Origin of the sequence: Sulfitobacter sp. (genome assembly GCF_036960155.1) — a bacterium.
Classification (GTDB): Bacteria; Pseudomonadota; Alphaproteobacteria; order Rhodobacterales; family Rhodobacteraceae; genus Sulfitobacter.
The window spans coordinates 40,112-58,509 of sequence record NZ_JBALWB010000007.1 but is presented as its reverse complement, the minus strand read 5'-3'; the positions used below and the strand labels follow the sequence as shown (position 1 = coordinate 58,509).

The following is an 18,398-nucleotide window of genomic DNA, read 5'->3' as shown; positions in this document are numbered from 1 at the left end:
AACAGGCGCTGTGTTGACGGCAGGTGCGTTGGCGTACCGTATGGGTTGATGCGTGGCACCAACTGAATCCACCTTTAATCGTAAGCGGTTTGGGTGCTGAACAGACAGCAATGGCGCGATTAAACCACCAGATGACGCCTGCGGGCTTTCCATGTGCGCAAGCTTAGCTATTGTGCCCTTAATGATAATTCGGGGCAGTATAAAATGAGCGATGATCCACTTGTAATCTTTACCCCTTCTGGAAAGCGGGGTCGTTTTCCTATTGGAACCCCAGTCCTGACTGCAGCGCGCCAATTGGGCGTCGATCTGGATTCGGTTTGTGGAGGTCGTGGCATTTGTTCCAAATGTCAGATCACGCCCAGCTACGGCGAGTTTTCAAAGCATGGTTTGACCGTTCAAGCAGACGCCTTGTCCGAATGGAACAAGGTCGAAGCGCGCTATGACGAAAAAAGGGGCCTGAAAGAGGGGCGCCGTTTGGGCTGTCAGGCAACTGTTCTTAAGGACGTCGTCATTGATGTGCCCGCCGAAAGTCAGGTGCACAAACAAGTGGTGCGCAAACGTGCTGAGGTACGTGACATCACGCTCAACCCGTCGACAAAGTTGTTTTATGTCGAAGTTGTTGAACCTGACATGCATGAACCCTCTGGCGACCTTGAGCGGTTACAACAGGCGCTGCTTGAGCAGTGGGAAGTAAAAGACGTCACCGCTGATCTGCACATCTTGCAAATCATGCAGCCCATTCTGCGCAAGGGTAAATGGAAGGTCACCGTTGCGGTGCACCTTGGGGATCACGAAAACAAACCGCGCATCATGCACATCTGGCCCGGGTTTTATGACGGCACAATTTACGGCGTTGCGGTTGATCTTGGTTCGACCACCATTGCGGCGCACCTGTGTGATCTGCAAACCGGAGAAGTTGTCGCCTCGTCCGGTGTGATGAACCCACAGATCCGCTTTGGCGAAGATCTGATGAGCCGCGTCAGCTATTCCATGATGAACGACCGCGGTGCCGAGGAAATGACACTGGCGGTGCGTGAAGGCATGAACTCGCTGTTCACTCAATTGGCATCCGAAGCCGCAATCGACAAGCAGTTGATCGTGGACGCGGTGTTTGTGTGTAATCCAGTGATGCACCACCTCTTCCTTGGGATTGATCCGTTTGAACTGGGGCAGGCGCCGTTTGCCTTGGCCACGTCCAATGCCATGCGCCTGCGCGGCCGTGATATGGACCTCAATATCCACGAATCCGCCCGTGTTTACATTTTGCCGTGTATTGCGGGCCATGTTGGTGCGGATGCCGCCGCTGTAGCGCTGTCCGAAAGCCCACAGACCTCGGATGATCTGGTGCTGGTTGTTGATGTAGGCACAAACGCTGAAATCCTGCTGGGCAACAAAGAAAAAGTGCTGGCGTGCTCTTCCCCTACGGGACCAGCATTTGAGGGCGCGCAGATCAGCTCGGGCCAGCGCGCAGCGCCTGGTGCCATTGAGCGGGTTGAGATTGACCCCGTCACCAAGTTGCCCCGCTTCAAGGTTATCGGTTCTGATCTGTGGTCAACTGAAGAAGGCTTTGACGCCGCTATTGCCCAAACGGGTGTGACGGGCATTTGTGGGTCAGGCATCATCGAAATGGTCGCCGAAATGCGCATTCACGGGATTGTGGATGCCCCCGGTTTGATTGGCACGTCTGAGCAGACAGGATCCCCCGCCGTATTCCCTGATGGGCGCACAAACAGCTTTCTGGTCTATGATGGCACTGAAAACGATGGTCCAAAAATCACAGTCACCAACCGAGACATCCGCGAAATCCAAATGGCAAAGGCTGCGCTATATTCAGGTGCGCGTCTGTTGATGGATAAATTTGGTGTCGATAACGTGGACCGCATTGTGCTGGCTGGGGCCTTTGGTGCGCATATTTCAACCAAACACGCGATGGTTCTGGGCATGATCCCTGATGCGCCGCTGGATAAGGTCACGTCCGCCGGCAACGCTGCAGGGACTGGCGCGCGGATTGCTTTGCTCAACAGCGAAGCCCGCAGCGAGATTGAGGAAACTGTGCGCCGTATCCACAAGATCGAAACCGCGATTGAGCCACGCTTTCAGGAACATTTTGTAAATGCCTCGGCTATACCAAACGCGGTTGAACCCTTTCCGATCCTCAACTCTATTGTCACGCTGCCAACTCAAACCTTTAATACTGGTGGCGGTGAAGGGGGCGGCGGGGGGCGGCGCAGGCGCCGCAGTTAACGATGCATGACTTGGCTTAAGTCAAAGTTTGAGACTGAAGGACGCGTTTGGATCAGGAATGCGCTTTCCGAGGAAACCCTCGGTGAGCTTGATGAGATCGCATCGCTGCAGTCAAAAGCTGGTCAGCGGGTAAACCCCTCGGTTGCATTGAGTCAGGTCTTTACTACTGAAGGATCACTGATGCGTGCCATTGCGATGCTCGATCAACGTGCCCATCCTGTACGGACTGTTGCATTCAACAAATCGGAAGGCACAAATTGGGGCGTGCCGTGGCACCAAGACCGGTTCATCGCGGGGGCGCATCGTTGTGAAATCGACGGCTATGAAAATTGGACAAATAAATCAAGTACGTGGCACTGCGAACCTCTCCAATCTGTGTTGGACGAAATGCTGTTTGTCAGGGTTCATTTAGACGCCACAGATCGAGAAAATGGCGCAATGGAAATTGCAAAAGGCAGCCATAGACATGGGATTGTTCCTGCAGCAGATGCCGCAACAATTGCACACCAGCACGAGATTGAAAGCTGCGATGCGGATCGCGGTGATATCCTGATCCTAAAGATGCTCACCTTGCACGGATCAAAACCCTCAAAAATCAAAACTGACCGACGCGTCTTGCGCATCGACTTTGCTTCAACTGATTTGCCTGCACCCCTTAAATGGACGTCTTGACCATAGCATTCCAAAATTACGATTGACGGCTTGTGTCCCCTTAGTTATCCCCAAACATCAGTGAGCGGGTATGGTGAAAAGGTATCACGGCAGCTTCCCAAGCTTTAGTTACGAGTTCGATTCTCGTTACCCGCTCCAGCTAATCCCACAATTTCACCATCATTGCGCGCAGACGTTTTGCGTGCGACTTATGCGCAATCTGAAACGGAGCGCGCGCCATGAATTTCCTTCAAATCACCTCCTTGTTGATTGTCCTTGCCGGGGGATTTGGTGCGATTAACCATCTGTTTCTCAAGCTGCCATCGGCGATTGGCATTCTTGCTGTTTCGCTGCTGGCATCGTTTGTGCTGCTTGGCCTTGACGTTATGCTGCCTGCCTTGGGGATCGCGGACAACGTGCGCGGCATCGTTACGGGCATCGATTTTTCTGAGGCTTTGTTAGAAGGCATGTTGGGTCTTTTGCTGTTTGCGGGTGCTCTGCACGTCAAACTGGGAGATCTACGCGCGCAGTGGCGGGTAGTGTTTTTGATGGCTACGTTGGGTATTGCACTCTCAACGGTTATTGTTGGCATTGGCTTTTCGTGGCTCACGGGAATGCCTATCCTTATCGCATTGGTGTTTGGTGCGTTGATCTCGCCAACTGATCCGGTTGCCGTGCTGGGTGTGTTGCGCGAAGCGGACCTACCCAAAGCCTTGGAAACGAAGATCGCAGGGGAAAGCCTGTTTAACGACGGCGTTGGGTATGTGGTGTTTTTGGTCCTTGTGGGTCTTGCGTTCCCGCATGAAGATTCGCACGGCGCGGCTTCCAATCCAATCACAGGCGCTGCCATTCTGTTCTTCCAAGAAGCTGTTGGCGGTGCCGTACTGGGGATTGTACTGGGGTGGCTGACCTTCCGCGTTATGCGCCGTATTGATGATTACCCTTTAGAAGTTCTGCTGACCCTTGGTCTGGCGTTTGGCGGATATGAGCTGGCGGTTTGGCTACATGTTTCAGCCCCGATTATGGCGGTTTGTGCAGGGCTTTTGATTGGCGATGTCGGCACGTCAAAAGGTATGTCTGAACAGACCCGCATTTACGTCGCTGGGTTTTGGGAGCTGATCGACGAAATCCTGAACGCGGTTTTGTTCCTACTCATTGGATTCGAGGTCTTTGCCATTGCCTTTGATGACGACGTATTGCTTACGGCCGCTGCGGCAATTGCATTGGCTTTGTTCGCGCGGTTTGTTGCGGTTTACGTGCCGATCACCCTGTTGCGTCCTTTCCGCAGCTTTAACACAGGCGTGGTTCCTATTATGACATGGGGCGGCCTAAAGGGCGGCATATCGGTCGCGCTGGCCTTGTCGTTACCAGACGGGGAATGGAAGCCGCTGATCCTAACGTGTACCTATGTTGTCGTGATTTTTTCGATCATCGTTCAAGGGCTGACGGTTGCGAAATTGGCCAACCGTGTAGGCCGCGCCCCTGACATGATGTAACAGGTTTTGGCTTAACAGGGCTGAGTTCCCATTCAGATGCTTAATGGAAGCTCAGCCAGTGATCAATTTCAGGTTTCCCGTCGCGCATGGAAAATGAAACCTAGAAAATTCAACAAGATCTGCGCCGCTAGGATCTGAGTGGAACCTGATGGATCGTAATCAGGGGCGACTTCAACCAAATCCATGCCAACAACTTCGTGACGCTCGGCCACGGCCTTGAGCAGTTCCAAAACTTCGTAGTACAAGAACCCCCCATGCGAAGGGGTCCCTGTTCCCGGTGCAATGGACGGACAGAATGCATCGATGTCCAATGTCACATACACCCGGGCATCTGCGGGAATATGGGCCATCACGCCGCCCACACCCATTTTGCGGGCTTGGCGCACGCTGATGATGTCTGATCCCATGGAACGGGCATCTGCATAGCCTTCCTTGGCGGTTGAACTGACGTTGCGAATGCCAACTTGGGTTAGGCCCGTGACATAGTCGTGCTCGGCTGCGCGGCGCATAGGGTTGCCGTGACCATGACGCACGCCGTGGCGTTCATCTACAAAATCCAGATGTGCGTCGATTTGAAGGATGTGAATATCACCTTGGCCGTCAAATGCGCGGATACAGGGAATATTGATTGAGTGATCACCGCCGATAATGACGGGCAGGGCGGCGGCCTCTAGCGCGGCGCGCACACCTGTTTCGATATTGGCATGGCTGGTTTCGGTATCTGTGTGGATGATGTCGGCGTCGCCCATGTCGACGATGTTCACATCACCAGGCAGATAGGTCGCATCATCCTCGTGGTCATAAGCGCCAGCGTGGCCAAAGCTAAACAGGGTGGAAGCCTCACGTACAGCACGCGGACCAAACCGTGCGCCTGCGCGAAACTGCGTGCCTGCATCATATGGGGCCCCAAGGATTGCAACATCAGCATCCAGCTTGGCCCAATCGGGTTCATAGGGGCGTTTACCAAAGGTTGAAATCCCAACAAAGGGCAGGTCCAGCCTGCCGCCCTCATAGCCATGTTTGCTCATTACGTACTCCTGTTTGGCCGCAGCTTTGGCCAAGCTTGCACTGATTGCAAGAGATCACGCCATCAGCCCTTTTCAAACCCGCGTATCCGTGAAATAGCAAACCGCCAAATGAACCCATTCCCTATGGAGGTTTTTATGGAGATTCGTGAGGCCCTGACGTTCGATGATGTGTTGCTTGTTCCAGCCGCATCCTCGGTCCTGCCCAGCACCGCAGACACCCGTACACGTGTGACACAGTCCATCGCGCTCAACATCCCGTTGTTGAGTTCTGCAATGGATACCGTCACCGAAGGACGCATGGCCATTGCCATGGCCCAAGCGGGTGGCATGGGTGTAATCCACCGCAATTTGACAATTGACGAACAAGCCCGCGAAGTTCGCCGCGTAAAGCGTTTCGAGAGCGGGATTGTCTATAACCCGATCACGTTGACCGCCAACCAAACACTTGCTGACGCCAAAGCGCTGCAAGCGCGCTATCGCGTCACCGGGTTTCCCGTGGTTGACGAAATTGGTCGCGTGGTTGGCATTGTCACGAACCGTGACATGCGATTTGCCCATGATGATGCAACGCCCGTCCATTTGATGATGAGCACCGACAATCTGGCGATCCTTCACGAACCTGCCGACCGTGACGAAGCGATCAGCCTAATGAAGGCCCGCCGCATTGAAAAACTGTTAATCACTGACGGCGCGGGCAAACTTACGGGTTTGCTGACGCTTAAGGATACAGAACAAGCGGTACTGTTCCCGACAGCCTGTAAAGACGAGCTTGGCCGCCTGCGTGTGGCAGCAGCGACAACAACGGGTGATGCGGGCTTTGAACGCTCACAGGCGTTGGTTGATGCTGGTGTAGACATGATTGTCATCGACACCGCGCATGGTCACTCCGAAGGGGTGGCAATCGCAGTTGAGCGCGCCAAAAAGCTCAGCAATGAAGTTCAGGTGGTTGCAGGCAATGTAGCGACTGGCGAAGCAACCCGCGCGTTGATTGGTGCTGGTGCTGACGCGGTTAAGGTTGGTATCGGACCAGGCTCTATCTGTACCACACGTATGGTTGCAGGTGTTGGTGTTCCGCAGCTGACTGCGATTATGGATTGCGCTAAGGCTGCGGGTGATATCCCTGTGATTGCCGATGGTGGCATCAAGTTCTCTGGTGATTTTGCTAAGGCAATTGCTGCAGGCGCGTCCTGTGCGATGGTTGGATCAATGATCGCGGGCACCGATGAAAGCCCCGGAGAAGTTATCCTGTATCAAGGCCGTAGCTTTAAGAGCTATCGTGGCATGGGCAGCCTTGGCGCCATGGCCAGCGGTTCTGCCGATCGGTATTTCCAAAAAGATGCCGCCAGTGACAAACTGGTGCCAGAAGGCATCGAAGGTCAGGTCGCTTACAAAGGCACTGCAGCAACTGTCGTTCACCAGATGGTCGGCGGTTTGCGCGCGGCGATGGGTTACACTGGTTGTGCTACTGTTGATGAAATGCGCAAGAATTGCTCGTTTGTCAAAATCACCGGTGCCGGGCTCAAAGAGAGCCATGTGCATGACGTTCAAATCACCCGCGAAAGCCCTAACTACAGGATTGGTTAACCCATGACACCTGCCGCACGGGTGGCTGCCGCCATCGAAATTCTCGACATGATTGGCGATGGTCTGCCCGCCGAGCAGGTGCTGACCCGCTGGGGTCGTGGCAACCGCTATGCCGGTTCCAAGGACCGCGCTGCCATCCGCGATTACGTTTTTGACGTATTGCGGGTTCAGCGTAGTGCCGCATGGTTGGGCCGCGCCTCTACGGGTCGTGGCCTAATGATCGGCCTGTTGCGTGGGCAGGGCGTTGATGTTGATACCTTGTTCACAGGCGAAGGTCATGCGCCTGCGCCGCTGGTGGATTACGAGGTTGAACTGGCTTCAGGTGAGATGCCAACTGAAGAGGCGTGGAATCTTCCTGACTGGCTTATTTCACGTTTTGAGGATTCTCTGGGGGATAATGCTGCTGATACAGCAAAGGCCCTCCAAGAGCGTGCACCTATTACATTGCGCGTAAATACAGCAAAAACAAATACTTCAGATGCGACCCTGATGTTGCGAGAGGCCGGAGTAGAAGTAACGGCCAATCCCCTCAGCCCAACTGCGCTTACGGTTACTGAAGGGCCGCGACGTATTCGAAATTCACCAGCCTACCTTGAAGGTTTCGTTGAGCTTCAGGACGCAAGCAGTCAGGCAGTGGTTGATGCATTACCTAAGGTGGCGCGCGTTTTAGATTACTGCGCAGGTGGTGGCGGTAAATCCCTTGCGGTCGCTGCACGCGGAGACGTACGAGTGTTTGCCCACGATATTGAAGCTGCACGCATGCGTGATCTCCCTCTCAGAGAGGCCCGTGCGGGTGCTGAAATCACTCAGCTGGGTACTGGTGATCTAGCCGATCAAGGTCCATATGATCTGGTCTTGGTGGATGCGCCTTGTTCGGGTAGCGGATCATGGCGGCGTGCGCCTGAAGCTAAATGGCGCCTTACGCCCGATGAGTTGGAAAAAACCATGGGTGTGCAGGATGATATTCTTGATGCAGCAATGCGATTGGTGACGCCAGAGGGAACGCTTGCTTATGCGACGTGCTCGATCCTGAAAGAAGAGAACGCAGCGCGTGTTGAGGCGTTTCTAGAGCGCCACACAGGCTGGCGCTGCACATGGCAGCATACCTATGATGTGACTGAATTAGGTGACGGTTTTTATACTGCACACTTGACGCAGAGCAAATAATAGCCAAACCTCAACCGACACGGGAATTACTACGATTTTCTGGTGTCGGTTAATCGCTGATTAACCCTTCAAGGCAAATATAAAAGAACGATTCGGGCTATTGCTCCGGACGTTTCTGGAAGGGGAGACATGCAGCACACCACCAGCGTTTCGTTAACTGAACGGCTGCTCCTAATCGCGCCGCAGCGATTAGGCATTTTGGCTGGCTTGGCCTTACTGCTTGGGGGTGCCGCATGGATGACGCTAGAAGGGCTAGGTCAACGCGCCGCAATCGCCGCTGCGCTTAGTCTTATCTGTGTTGTTCTCATTCTAACATTAGCGCGGTCTGGGTATGGGATTGCCCGCGATCAAAGCCAGAAATCAGTTTCCCATTTTATATCCAATGACAGTGCGCCTAGTTTTATTACCGCATCTGACGGTCAAATCACATCTGCAAACCCTGCCGCGGACCGTGTATTTGGTCAGACACAAGATAAGACACTCGCATCGGTGTTGTCTGAACGGATGGTTAACCCCAGTGCAATCCTGTTTCGACTTCAATCGCGCGCTGAGGTGGGCGGAGCTGCCCGAGAAGAGATCATTACAAACAGCGGTCAGCTTTTGTTGGCGGTTCATGCTATTGGGGCAGGCAGTTTTGCTTGGCGTGTAGAACCCCAAAACACTCAAGCAAGCGGAGCGCTTCCTAGCGATAACCGAATTCTTCCTATGATGATGGTCGGACGAAGCGGCGCAATTTTATCTATGAATCAAGCTGCAAGGCAATTCATCGGTGCGCGGTGCAAATCGTTGGACAACGTATTTGTTGAACAAGTTGTTGTGCCCGGGACAGTGATGAAGATTGCTACCACCTCTGGAAACCAGATGGCTTTGGTCGCACAAACAGACGCCGGAGCAGGACGGCGGGCACTCTACTTTTTGCCACCCCCGGCGACTGATGATGTTGCACAAGATCCCGACTGGCAGGCCTTTCAAGATATGCCGATCCCAATGGTTAAAATTGCACCGGATGGCACCGTTCAGGCATTCAATAAACGTGCTTCAAAACTGATTGGCATAGTTTTGACTGAGGGCGCACATCTGTCTTCCTTGATGGAAGGGTTGGGGCGCTCAATTTCCGATTGGCTTGAGGATACGTTGGCTGGCCGCTTGTCGCAAAAGTCGGAATTTTTGCGGCTGACGCGCGGCGATCGCGAAGCATTTGTGCAGGTTACATTGAACCGTATCGAAGAGGATGGAACACCTGCGTTAATCGCAGTCTTGCACGATGCAACCGAACTAAAATCGCTTGAAGCACAATTCGTCCAAAGCCAGAAAATGCAAGCCATTGGCCAATTGGCTGGCGGCGTAGCACATGATTTTAATAATCTCCTGACAGCGATTTCGGGACATTGCGATCTATTGCTCTTGCGCCATGATCAGGGCGACGGCGACTACAGTGATCTTGTCCAAATCAATCAGAATGCCAACCGTGCAGCGGCTCTGGTTGGGCAATTGCTCGCGTTTTCGCGCAAGCAGACGCTCCGGCCTGAAACCTTAGATATGCGTGACACGTTGGCTGATCTGACCCATCTCCTTAATCGGTTGGTCGGAGAAAAGGTGACCTTAACACTGAGCCATGATCCAGTTCTTAAACCTATTCGTGCCGACAAAAGGCAACTTGAGCAGGTCCTGATGAATCTTGTTGTTAATGCTCGAGATGCATTACCCAGTGGGGGAGAAATCCGGATTTTGACAGAATGTACAGACTTGATAGAACCGCTCCACCGGGATCAAGTTACTGTACCCGCAGGAAACTATATCACTATCAAGGTGTGTGATGACGGTACTGGTATTCCCCCCGACAAATTGCAAAAGGTCTTTGAACCATTCTTCACAACAAAACGTACGGGTGAGGGTACAGGCCTTGGGCTTTCCACAGCATACGGAATCATTAAGCAAACTGGCGGCTACATTTTCGTCGATAGCGATGAAGGGGTTGGTACATGCTTTACACTGTATTTCCCCGTTCTTGCGCCCTCAGAGCAGATTATTATTCCAAAAGCTGTTGAAACGCCGAAAAATATTTCAAATTCACCAAATGGCGGTGTGATTTTGCTTGTCGAAGACGAAGCACCAGTGCGGGCGTTTGCCAGCCGCGCCCTTCGATTGCGCGGATATACGGTATTGGAAGCTGAAAATGCTGAAGCGGCTTTAGAAACCCTTGAAGATACCAGCCTGAAGATTGATGTCTTTGTCACTGATGTTGTTATGCCGGGGAAGGATGGCCCTAGCTGGGTCCGTGAGGCGCTAAAAGAGCGACCCGGAGTACGGGTTGTCTTTGTGTCAGGCTATGCCGAAGATAGCTTAGGCGAGGCTCAAAAGAAGATTCCAAACTCGGTCTTCTTACCAAAACCATTCTCGCTCAGTGATCTCACTGAGACGGTGAACAAACAGCTTCACTAACCTTGAGAAATACTGTCGTACAACGCAAACTCTTCCGCGAACTTGCGGCGAAACCGTTCCTCAACATCTGATGATAAATCCACTTGGATGCTAGGCGAAACATTTTCACGTGCAAGATCCAGTTTGATACTTAGGCGGTCTTCCAAGAAATTCTGTAAACGGTCTTGATCTTCGTAGGCGAATAAATGGGTGACGCCAGTGCCGTTTGGTTGCTTCTCCAAGAATTTTAGTTGGCTGCCAACTTCGGCAAATCCAGGTCGTTTGCCCTTCATGTACGCTAACACAAATTCTTCAAAGCTGATTCCATGGGTGTTGTTAGGACGATCCTTCATAAAGGGGCGTTGTCTGTAACGATACCAACTACTTAACCAGCTCACGGGATGGCGCATCACAGCCATCAGTTCCATCTCGGCATCACAAACATTCAAAAACATGGGGCGAATGAAGCGATTATATCGGTAAACGGGCGCATGCTTTAAAAGCGGTGGATCTGTTATCACCAAATCGGCCCGAGGTGCCAAAGCGGTCTGATAAGCAGTGGTTCCCGTTTTGGGAACAGATAGGAACGCAAGACGTTCTTTAAAGAAAACAAGCATTTGCGGTCTCCATTCAGACTACCAGTACGACACTTAGCATTATAAACACCTTATTAACCAATCTACTCACAAGATGGCATAAGAAAATACTTATTGAAATGTTCCTTCTTTGTACTCATAAGAACATTAACAGAACATAAGAACTTGTTGGTCAGGGGCGATTGCCGCCACCGCCACCCTGTGACAGTAAAGGTAGAACCCCAATGGCAACGGCAGATCTTTTGAATATGGATAAGAAATCGGCAGACAAGCAAAAGGCGCTCGATAGCGCACTGGCGCAGATTGAACGGCAATTCGGCAAAGGCTCAATTATGAAGCTGGGCGCCGAGGGGGCAGTTCAAAATATCACATCATCTTCTACAGGATCACTTGGCCTTGATATCGCACTTGGTATTGGTGGCTTGCCAATGGGGCGGATCGTTGAGATTTACGGCCCGGAATCGTCAGGCAAAACAACGCTGACACTGCATTGCGTTGCGGAGCAGCAAAAAGCTGGCGGTGTCTGTGCATTTGTAGATGCCGAACATGCGCTTGACCCACAGTACGCCAAAAAGTTGGGCGTCGATATTGATGAACTGCTCATCTCCCAGCCTGACACTGGCGAACAGGCGCTTGAGATCACGGATACGCTGGTGCGTTCTGGCGCTGTAAACATGGTTATCGTGGATTCGGTTGCTGCACTTACGCCAAAATCCGAGCTTGAGGGCGAGATGGGCGATAGCTCAGTTGGTGTACAAGCGCGCTTGATGAGCAAGGCAATGCGTAAGTTGACCGGATCGATATCGAAGTCGAATTGTATGGTTATTTTCATCAACCAAATCCGGATGAAGATTGGCGTCATGTTTGGCTCACCTGAGACAACTACTGGCGGTAACGCCCTGAAGTTCTACTCCTCTGTGCGTCTCGACATCCGCCGTATTGGTTCACTTAAAGACCGCGATGAGGTTGTGGGCAACCAAACGCGGGTTAAGGTTGTTAAGAATAAAGTTGCGGCGCCCTTCAAACAGGTCGAATTCGACATCATGTACGGCGAGGGCATCTCGAAGATGGGTGAACTGCTGGACATGGGTGTCAAGGCGGGCCTCGTGGACAAATCCGGCAGCTGGTTCTCTTATGGAGATGAACGGATCGGGCAGGGACGTGAGAACGCGAAAAACTACCTGCGCGAACACGAAGCCATGGCTATCGACATCGAAGACAAAATCCGGGCGGCACATGGGCTGGATTTTGACGGCTCCGAAAATATGGATGATCCCGACATTCTTGACGGTTGATAAGCTAACATTGACCAAACAAACTTGAAAAAGGGGGCATGCCGCAAGGTGTGCCTCTTTTTTACTGTGCCGCCTGTGGACAGACCCTTGTGCCAGCGTTATCTCAAAAGGATTATTTCGCGTGCCCAAAGGACGGACATCATGCAAACGCTCAACGAAATTCGCTCGACCTTCCTGAACTACTTTGGGGACAACGGCCACGCGATAGTGCCGTCTAGCCCGCTGGTCCCACGTAACGATCCAACACTCATGTTTACTGCTGCGGGCATGGTTCAGTTCAAGAACCTATTTACGGGTGTTGAGACGCGTGACTACAGCCGCGCTACATCATCGCAAAAATGTGTCCGTGCGGGCGGTAAACACAATGATCTGGATAACGTTGGATATACTGCACGCCATCACACGTTTTTTGAAATGCTCGGTAACTTCAGCTTTGGCGACTACTTCAAAGAAGATGCTATTCCATTGGCATGGGACCTGCTGACCAAGGTATTGGACATTGATGCATCACGCCTGCTGGTTACGGTCTATCATACCGATGACGAGGCAGTGGAAATCTGGAAAAAACACGCGGGCCTTAGCGATGACCGGATTATTCGTATCGCTACGGACGATAACTTTTGGTCCGCAGGCCCAACAGGCCCGTGCGGTCCATGCACCGAGATTTTCTATGATCACGGCGATCACATCTGGGGTGGACCTCCCGGTTCTCCTGATGAAGACGGTGACCGGTTTGTCGAAATCTGGAACCTCGTATTTATGCAATACGAGCAATTTGAAGATGGGACCCGTCAGGACCTGCCGAACAAATCCATCGACACTGGCATGGGGATCGAACGGGTTGCAGCATTGCTGCAAGGTACCAACGATAACTACTCCACCGATCTAATGCGCAGCCTGATAGAAGCCTCGGCCCATGCGACCAGCAGCGATCCTGATGGCCCAAGCAAAACGCACCACCGCGTTATTGCGGATCACTTGCGTTCGACATCGTTCTTGATGGCCGATGGCGTGATGCCCAGCAATGATGGCCGAGGATATGTTCTGCGCCGGATCATGCGCCGTGCAATGCGCCACGCGCATCTTTTAGGTGTCCAAGATCCGCTGATGCACCGTTTGGTCCCGTCGCTTGTTGCTCAGATGGGGCAAGCCTATCCTGAGTTAGGACAGGCCCAGTCGATGATTGAACAGACGCTGCTGCAAGAAGAAACGCGTTTCCGCCAAACTCTGGATCGTGGCCTGAAGCTGCTTGACGATGAGTTGGTTTCATTGCCGGAGGGCGCGAACCTTTCTGGGGAATCTGCGTTTAAACTATATGACACCTTTGGTTTCCCGCTTGATTTGACCCAAGACGCGCTGCGTGAAAAAGGCCGTGCAGTAGACACAGACGGCTTTGTTGCCGCCATGGCCGAGCAAAAAGCCAAGGCGCGTGCGGCATGGTCGGGGTCTGGCGAAGCTGCTGATGCTGCCATCTGGTTTGATGTTGCCGATAAATCTGGCGTGACCGAATTCCTTGGCTATGACACTGAAACGGCTGAAGGTAAGATTGCTGCCTTGGTTCAAGATGGCAAAGCCGTCAATGAAGTCGCAGTGGGTCAAGAGGTCCAGATCGCGCTAAACCAAACACCGTTTTACGCCGAAAGTGGTGGTCAGCTGGGGGATACTGGTATCATCCGGACAGATACAGGCACTGCCCGTGTGACAGATACGCGCAAGGCTCAGGGTGTGTTTATTCACTTTGCAAAAGTTGAAAAAGGCAGCATTTCCAACGGACAATCCGCTGTTCTTGATCTGGATAATGCGCGCCGGACTGCGATCCGTGCCAACCACTCGGCAACACACTTGTTGCACGAAGCGCTGCGTCACGCGCTAGGTGATCATGTTGCACAGCGCGGCTCACTTAATGCGCAAGACCGCCTTCGGTTCGATTTTAGCCACAACGAGGCGATCAGTGCCGAGGATATGACGCGGGTTGAGACCGAGGTGAACAGCTACATTCGGCAGAACAGTATGGTTGAAACCCGTATCATGACGCCAGATGACGCACGCGCTCTTGGTGCGCAGGCGCTGTTTGGTGAAAAATACGGCGACGAAGTACGTGTTGTCTCGATGGGTCAACAGGCTGGTTCCGGCAAAGGTGTTGAGAAGAACACCTATTCGCTTGAGCTGTGTGGCGGTACGCATGTTGAACGCACAGGCGATATTGGTGCATTTGTGATGCTCGGCGATAGCGCAAGCAGCGCAGGCGTACGCCGGATTGAAGCATTGACGGGTGAGGCGGCAATGGCGCATTTGCGGGGGCAGGATCAACTGCTTGTACAGACCGCGCTTGAGCTTAAGGCACCTGCAAGTGCAGTGCCTGAGCGCGTGCGCGCCTTGATGGACGAACGCCGTAGCCTGAGCAATGAGGTGGCGCAGCTGCGTCGCGAATTGGCGATGTCAGGTGGGGCGAGCACCCCTGATGCTGTTGAAATCAACGGGATCGCTTTCCACGGACAGGTTTTGTCAGGCGTGACAGGAAAAGATTTGCCCGCGCTGGTAGACGAACACAAAACCCGCCTTGGTTCTGGTGCTGTTTTGTTGATCGCTGATACTGGCGGCAAAGCTGCTGTTGCAGCAGGCGTGACCGATGACCTTAAAGGTAGCTTGTCTGCCGTAGACATCCTGCGCGCGGCGGTTGCCGAGCTGGGTGGAAAAGGCGGCGGTGGTCGTCCCGATATGGCTCAAGGTGGCGGTACATCAGCTGAAAATGCTGACGCTGCTATTGCAGCCGCACAAAACGTCCTGAAAGGATAAATACTATGCCAGCACTTTGGATTGCTCACGTTACCGTAACAGACGAAGAAGCTTATAAAAAATACGCTGCGGGGGCGACTGTCGCCATCGCAGAGCATGGCGGCGAATTCATCGCACGGGGTGGGCGTTTTGTTCAGCTCGAGGGGAAAGAGCGCGCGCGCAATGTTGTGGCAAAATTCCCCGACGTTGACACGGCTGAACGTTGCTACCACTCGGAGACGTATCAAGCCGCACTTGCCTTTGCAAAAGGCGCATCAGAGCGTGAGCTGATGATTGTTGAAACAACCGAGTAAACCGGAAATGAGCTGAACAATGTGTCAGCTTAACAATCCTAGAATTAGAAAAGGCGCCCCGATCCGGAGCGCCTTTTTTTATCTTACTTAGCTTTGGACATGCGCTTGCGCTCATGCGGGTCAAGAAAACGTTTCCGCAGACGAATGGCTTTTGGCGTAACTTCTACCAGCTCGTCATCGTCGATGTATGCAATCGCTTCTTCAAGGCTCAGCGTGATCGGCGTTGTCAGGCGAACCGCTTCGTCTGTGCCAGAAGCACGAACGTTGGTCAGCTGTTTGCCTTTCAGCGGGTTCACTTCAAGATCGTTCTCACGGCTGTGTTCGCCGATGACCATACCTTGGTAAACATCAGTTTGAGCGCCGATAAAGAACTTACCGCGATCTTCCAACTTCCAAAGAGCGAAGGATACAGACACACCATTTTCCATTGAGATCAGAACACCAGCGCGACGGCCAGGGATCTTACCACGATGTGGTGACCAGCTGTGGAAGACGCGGTTGATAACGCCTGTACCGCGTGTGTCGGTCAGGAATTCACCGTGATAACCAATCAAGCCGCGTGAAGGTACGTGTGCGATAATACGGGTTTTGCCCGCACCAGCTGGACGCATTTCAACTAGCTCACCCTTGCGTACACCAGTGATCTTTTCGATCACCGCGCCAGAGTATTCGTCATCAACGTCGATTGTTGCTTCCTCAATAGGCTCGTGACGTACACCATCGATGTCTTGGAACAAAACCTGCGGACGCGAGATTGAAAGTTCAAAACCTTCGCGGCGCATGTTTTCGATCAAAACACCCATCTGCAATTCGCCACGCCCAGCAACCTCAAACGAGTCGCCGCTTGGACTGTCGGTCACTTTGATCGCAACGTTGGATTCTGCTTCTTTCATCAGACGATCACGGATAACGCGCGACTGAACTTTTTTACCATCACGGCCAGCCAGCGGGCTGTCGTTGATTCCAAAGGTCACTGTGATTGTCGGAGGATCGATTGGCTGCGCAGGGATCGCATCAACAACGGACTGTTCGGCCAGCGTATCAGCAACTGTTGCCTTGGACATACCAGCAATGGAGACAATGTCGCCAGCTTCGGCCAATTCAATGGCAGTTTGGTCCAAGCCGCGGAACGCCAAGATTTTGGTTGCGCGGAAGTTTTCGATCAATGTGCCGTCACGTGACATTGCTTTGATCGTTTGACCGGCTTTCAACGTGCCGCTTTCAACGCGACCCGTCAGAAGGCGACCCAAGAACGGATCACCGCCCAATGTCGTAGCAAGCATTGTGAACGGCTTGGCACTGTCAGCAATCTGCGCAGGCGCAGGGACGTGCTTGAGCACCAGCTCAAACAGTGCGGACAGATCTTTACGTGGACCGTCCAGTGTCATGTCAGCCCAGCCAGAGCGGCCAGAGGCGTACATGTGCGGGAAATCAAGCTGTTCGTCTGTCGCATCTAGGTTGGCAAACAGGTCGAAACATTCGTCAAGCGCGCGATCAGGTTCGCCGTCAGCTTTATCAACCTTGTTGATAACAACGATTGGTTTCAAGCCAAGCTTCAACGCTTTGGATGTAACAAATTTTGTCTGTGGCATCGGGCCTTCGGCCGCGTCAACCAACAGTACAACACCATCAACCATGGAGAGGATACGTTCAACCTCACCACCGAAGTCGGCGTGACCCGGTGTATCAACGATGTTGATACGTGTGCCGTTCCACTCAACAGAAGTCGGCTTGGCAAAAATTGTGATGCCGCGCTCGCGCTCCAGATCGTTGCTGTCCATGGCGCGTTCTGTCGTCGCCTGGTTTTCACGATAAGTGCCGGATTGTTTCAATAGTTCGTCCACCAGCGTCGTCTTGCCGTGGTCAACGTGTGCGATGATTGCGATGTTGCGCAGGTCCATTTGGATTACCTTGTCTCAGGGGATTGAGCGCGCTCTAACGTGCAATGGGCACAAAGGCCAGCGAAAAACCCCTCAAGCTTAACAGACAGCGTAATACCTGCGTTTAATGTGGTGCTGTTGCTGAAAAGAGGTGGATGACGGCAATTCCGCCGATGATCATCGCAAGTCCCAACAGTGCGGGCAAATCCAGCCGTTGGCCAAAAACGACCCACCCAATGCCCGCAATGAGGATGATGCCAAGGCCACTCCATAATGCATAGACAATGCCCACAGGCATCGAGCGCAATGTAATAGACAAAAGGTAAAATGAGATGGCATAGGCCACAACCACCAAAACTGACGGACCAAACCGTGTGAATTGTTGGCTGGCCTGCAGGGCGGTTGTGCCAATTGTCTCGGCGAGAACAGCCAAAGCCAGTATCAGATAAACGGGCATATTATAGACCTTTCACAATGGCAGCTCAGTGGTTTCTTTTATCTCTTCCATCACAAAGCTGGCAGAAACATCCGACAGAGGGACACGCGAAATCAAACGTTGATACAGCGCGTCATACCCAGCCATATCCGTAACCCGCGCACGAATAAGATAATCCAGATCACCGCTCATTCGGTAGACGCCTTGAATTTCGGGCATCATCTTTGTCGCAGCCGAGAATTTTTGGAGCCAGTCAGGCGCATGCGCGTTTGTTCGAATTTGCATAAACACGGTTAGCCCAAGGCCCACTTTGGCAGGATCGACCAGCGCGATCCGTTTAGTGATCACGCCGTTGTCCTCCAACGCGCGAATGCGCCGCCAACAGGCATTGCGCGACAGGCCTACTTCAGTGCCAAGTGCGTCCAGAGATTGTGCCGCGTCGCGCTGCAAAGCGGTCAATATCTTACGGTCTAAGGTGTCAATGTTATCCATTTTCATATTATTGTGTGAA

Annotated in this window: 14 protein-coding genes and 1 tRNA gene; 10 read left to right on the top strand and 5 right to left on the bottom strand. The window is 52.8% G+C overall.

Features of this window, described 5'->3' with window-relative positions:
* Positions 1–204: 204 nt before the first annotated feature.
* The 4 genes from V7775_RS15515 (at position 205) to V7775_RS15500 (ending at position 4,391) form a co-directional block, all read left to right on the top strand.
* Complete coding sequence (locus V7775_RS15515; RefSeq protein ID WP_335752817.1) at positions 205–2,244, top strand: ASKHA domain-containing protein; 2,040 nt, start codon at positions 205–207, stop codon at positions 2,242–2,244.
* Between the two features lie 6 nt (positions 2,245–2,250).
* Complete coding sequence (locus V7775_RS15510) at positions 2,251–2,916, top strand: phytanoyl-CoA dioxygenase family protein (protein ID WP_335752816.1); 666 nt, start codon at positions 2,251–2,253, stop codon at positions 2,914–2,916.
* A gap of 64 nt (positions 2,917–2,980) precedes the next feature.
* Positions 2,981–3,054 (top strand) — tRNA-Gly (locus tag V7775_RS15505).
* Positions 3,055–3,134: 80 nt separating this feature from the next.
* Positions 3,135–4,391, top strand: a complete 1,257-nt coding sequence (locus tag V7775_RS15500) for a cation:proton antiporter (RefSeq protein ID WP_335752815.1) — start codon at positions 3,135–3,137, stop codon at positions 4,389–4,391.
* Between the two features lie 68 nt (positions 4,392–4,459).
* On the opposite strand, the gene speB is transcribed toward V7775_RS15500, so the two are convergent.
* Positions 4,460–5,419, bottom strand: a complete 960-nt coding sequence (gene speB / locus V7775_RS15495) for an agmatinase (RefSeq protein WP_335752814.1) — start codon at positions 5,417–5,419, stop codon at positions 4,460–4,462.
* Between the two features lie 135 nt (positions 5,420–5,554).
* Here speB and guaB point away from each other — a divergent pair, with 135 nt between their 5' ends.
* The 3 genes from guaB (at position 5,555) to V7775_RS15480 (ending at position 10,612) form a co-directional block, all read left to right on the top strand.
* Positions 5,555–7,003 (top strand): IMP dehydrogenase, encoded by a 1,449-nt coding sequence (gene guaB / locus V7775_RS15490; RefSeq protein WP_335752813.1) that lies wholly within the window; start codon positions 5,555–5,557, stop codon positions 7,001–7,003.
* Positions 7,004–7,006: 3 nt separating this feature from the next.
* Positions 7,007–8,170, top strand: coding sequence for an RsmB/NOP family class I SAM-dependent RNA methyltransferase (locus tag V7775_RS15485; protein ID WP_335752812.1), 1,164 nt, complete (start codon positions 7,007–7,009; stop codon positions 8,168–8,170).
* Between the two features lie 129 nt (positions 8,171–8,299).
* Positions 8,300–10,612 carry an ATP-binding protein gene (locus V7775_RS15480; RefSeq protein ID WP_335752811.1) on the top strand — a complete coding sequence of 771 codons (2,313 nt, stop codon included), beginning with the start codon at positions 8,300–8,302 and terminating at the stop codon, positions 10,610–10,612.
* Here the strand turns inward: V7775_RS15480 and V7775_RS15475 are convergent.
* Positions 10,609–11,208, bottom strand: a complete 600-nt coding sequence (locus tag V7775_RS15475) for a gamma-glutamyl kinase (RefSeq protein ID WP_335752810.1) — start codon at positions 11,206–11,208, stop codon at positions 10,609–10,611. The genes V7775_RS15480 and V7775_RS15475 overlap by 4 nt on opposite strands.
* A gap of 203 nt (positions 11,209–11,411) precedes the next feature.
* Between V7775_RS15475 and recA the strand changes: the two genes are divergently transcribed.
* The 3 genes from recA (at position 11,412) to V7775_RS15460 (ending at position 15,571) form a co-directional block, all read left to right on the top strand.
* The gene (gene recA / locus V7775_RS15470) at positions 11,412–12,482 is read left to right on the top strand and encodes a recombinase RecA (RefSeq protein WP_335752809.1); all 1,071 of its coding nucleotides are present in this window, start codon (positions 11,412–11,414) and stop codon (positions 12,480–12,482) included.
* 141 nt (positions 12,483–12,623) lie between these two features.
* Complete coding sequence (gene alaS / locus V7775_RS15465) at positions 12,624–15,278, top strand: alanine--tRNA ligase (RefSeq protein ID WP_335752808.1); 2,655 nt, start codon at positions 12,624–12,626, stop codon at positions 15,276–15,278.
* A 5-nt stretch (positions 15,279–15,283) separates the two neighbouring features.
* Positions 15,284–15,571: a DUF1330 domain-containing protein gene (locus tag V7775_RS15460; protein ID WP_335752807.1), complete on the top strand. Its 288-nt coding sequence runs from the start codon at positions 15,284–15,286 to the stop codon at positions 15,569–15,571.
* Between the two features lie 83 nt (positions 15,572–15,654).
* Here the strand turns inward: V7775_RS15460 and typA are convergent, their stop codons facing one another.
* The 3 genes from typA to V7775_RS15445 all read right to left on the bottom strand — a co-directional run bounded on the left by typA (position 15,655) and on the right by V7775_RS15445 (position 18,379).
* A complete protein-coding gene (gene typA, locus V7775_RS15455; protein ID WP_335752806.1) occupies positions 15,655–17,472 on the bottom strand; it encodes a translational GTPase TypA in 1,818 nt (605 codons plus the stop codon).
* Positions 17,473–17,575: 103 nt separating this feature from the next.
* The gene (locus V7775_RS15450; RefSeq protein ID WP_335752805.1) at positions 17,576–17,908 is read right to left on the bottom strand and encodes a DMT family transporter; all 333 of its coding nucleotides are present in this window, start codon (positions 17,906–17,908) and stop codon (positions 17,576–17,578) included.
* Between the two features lie 12 nt (positions 17,909–17,920).
* Positions 17,921–18,379, bottom strand: a complete 459-nt coding sequence (locus tag V7775_RS15445) for an Lrp/AsnC family transcriptional regulator (RefSeq protein WP_335752804.1) — start codon at positions 18,377–18,379, stop codon at positions 17,921–17,923.
* Positions 18,380–18,398 lie beyond the last annotated feature (19 nt).

What these genes read in the sequence shown, in the direction of transcription:
- V7775_RS15515 (WP_335752817.1), top strand. Translation starts at nt 205, where the DNA reads ATGAGCGATGATCCACTTGTAATCTTTACCCCTTCTGGAAAGCGGGGT.
- V7775_RS15510 (WP_335752816.1), top strand. Translation starts at nt 2,251, where the DNA reads ATGACTTGGCTTAAGTCAAAGTTTGAGACTGAAGGACGCGTTTGGATC.
- V7775_RS15500 (WP_335752815.1), top strand. Translation starts at nt 3,135, where the DNA reads ATGAATTTCCTTCAAATCACCTCCTTGTTGATTGTCCTTGCCGGGGGA.
- speB (WP_335752814.1), bottom strand. Translation starts at nt 5,419, where the DNA reads ATGAGCAAACATGGCTATGAGGGCGGCAGGCTGGACCTGCCCTTTGTT.
- guaB (WP_335752813.1), top strand. Translation starts at nt 5,555, where the DNA reads ATGGAGATTCGTGAGGCCCTGACGTTCGATGATGTGTTGCTTGTTCCA.
- V7775_RS15485 (WP_335752812.1), top strand. Translation starts at nt 7,007, where the DNA reads ATGACACCTGCCGCACGGGTGGCTGCCGCCATCGAAATTCTCGACATG.
- V7775_RS15480 (WP_335752811.1), top strand. Translation starts at nt 8,300, where the DNA reads ATGCAGCACACCACCAGCGTTTCGTTAACTGAACGGCTGCTCCTAATC.
- V7775_RS15475 (WP_335752810.1), bottom strand. Translation starts at nt 11,208, where the DNA reads ATGCTTGTTTTCTTTAAAGAACGTCTTGCGTTCCTATCTGTTCCCAAA.
- recA (WP_335752809.1), top strand. Translation starts at nt 11,412, where the DNA reads ATGGCAACGGCAGATCTTTTGAATATGGATAAGAAATCGGCAGACAAG.
- alaS (WP_335752808.1), top strand. Translation starts at nt 12,624, where the DNA reads ATGCAAACGCTCAACGAAATTCGCTCGACCTTCCTGAACTACTTTGGG.
- V7775_RS15460 (WP_335752807.1), top strand. Translation starts at nt 15,284, where the DNA reads ATGCCAGCACTTTGGATTGCTCACGTTACCGTAACAGACGAAGAAGCT.
- typA (WP_335752806.1), bottom strand. Translation starts at nt 17,472, where the DNA reads ATGGACCTGCGCAACATCGCAATCATCGCACACGTTGACCACGGCAAG.
- V7775_RS15450 (WP_335752805.1), bottom strand. Translation starts at nt 17,908, where the DNA reads ATGCCCGTTTATCTGATACTGGCTTTGGCTGTTCTCGCCGAGACAATT.
- V7775_RS15445 (WP_335752804.1), bottom strand. Translation starts at nt 18,379, where the DNA reads ATGGATAACATTGACACCTTAGACCGTAAGATATTGACCGCTTTGCAG.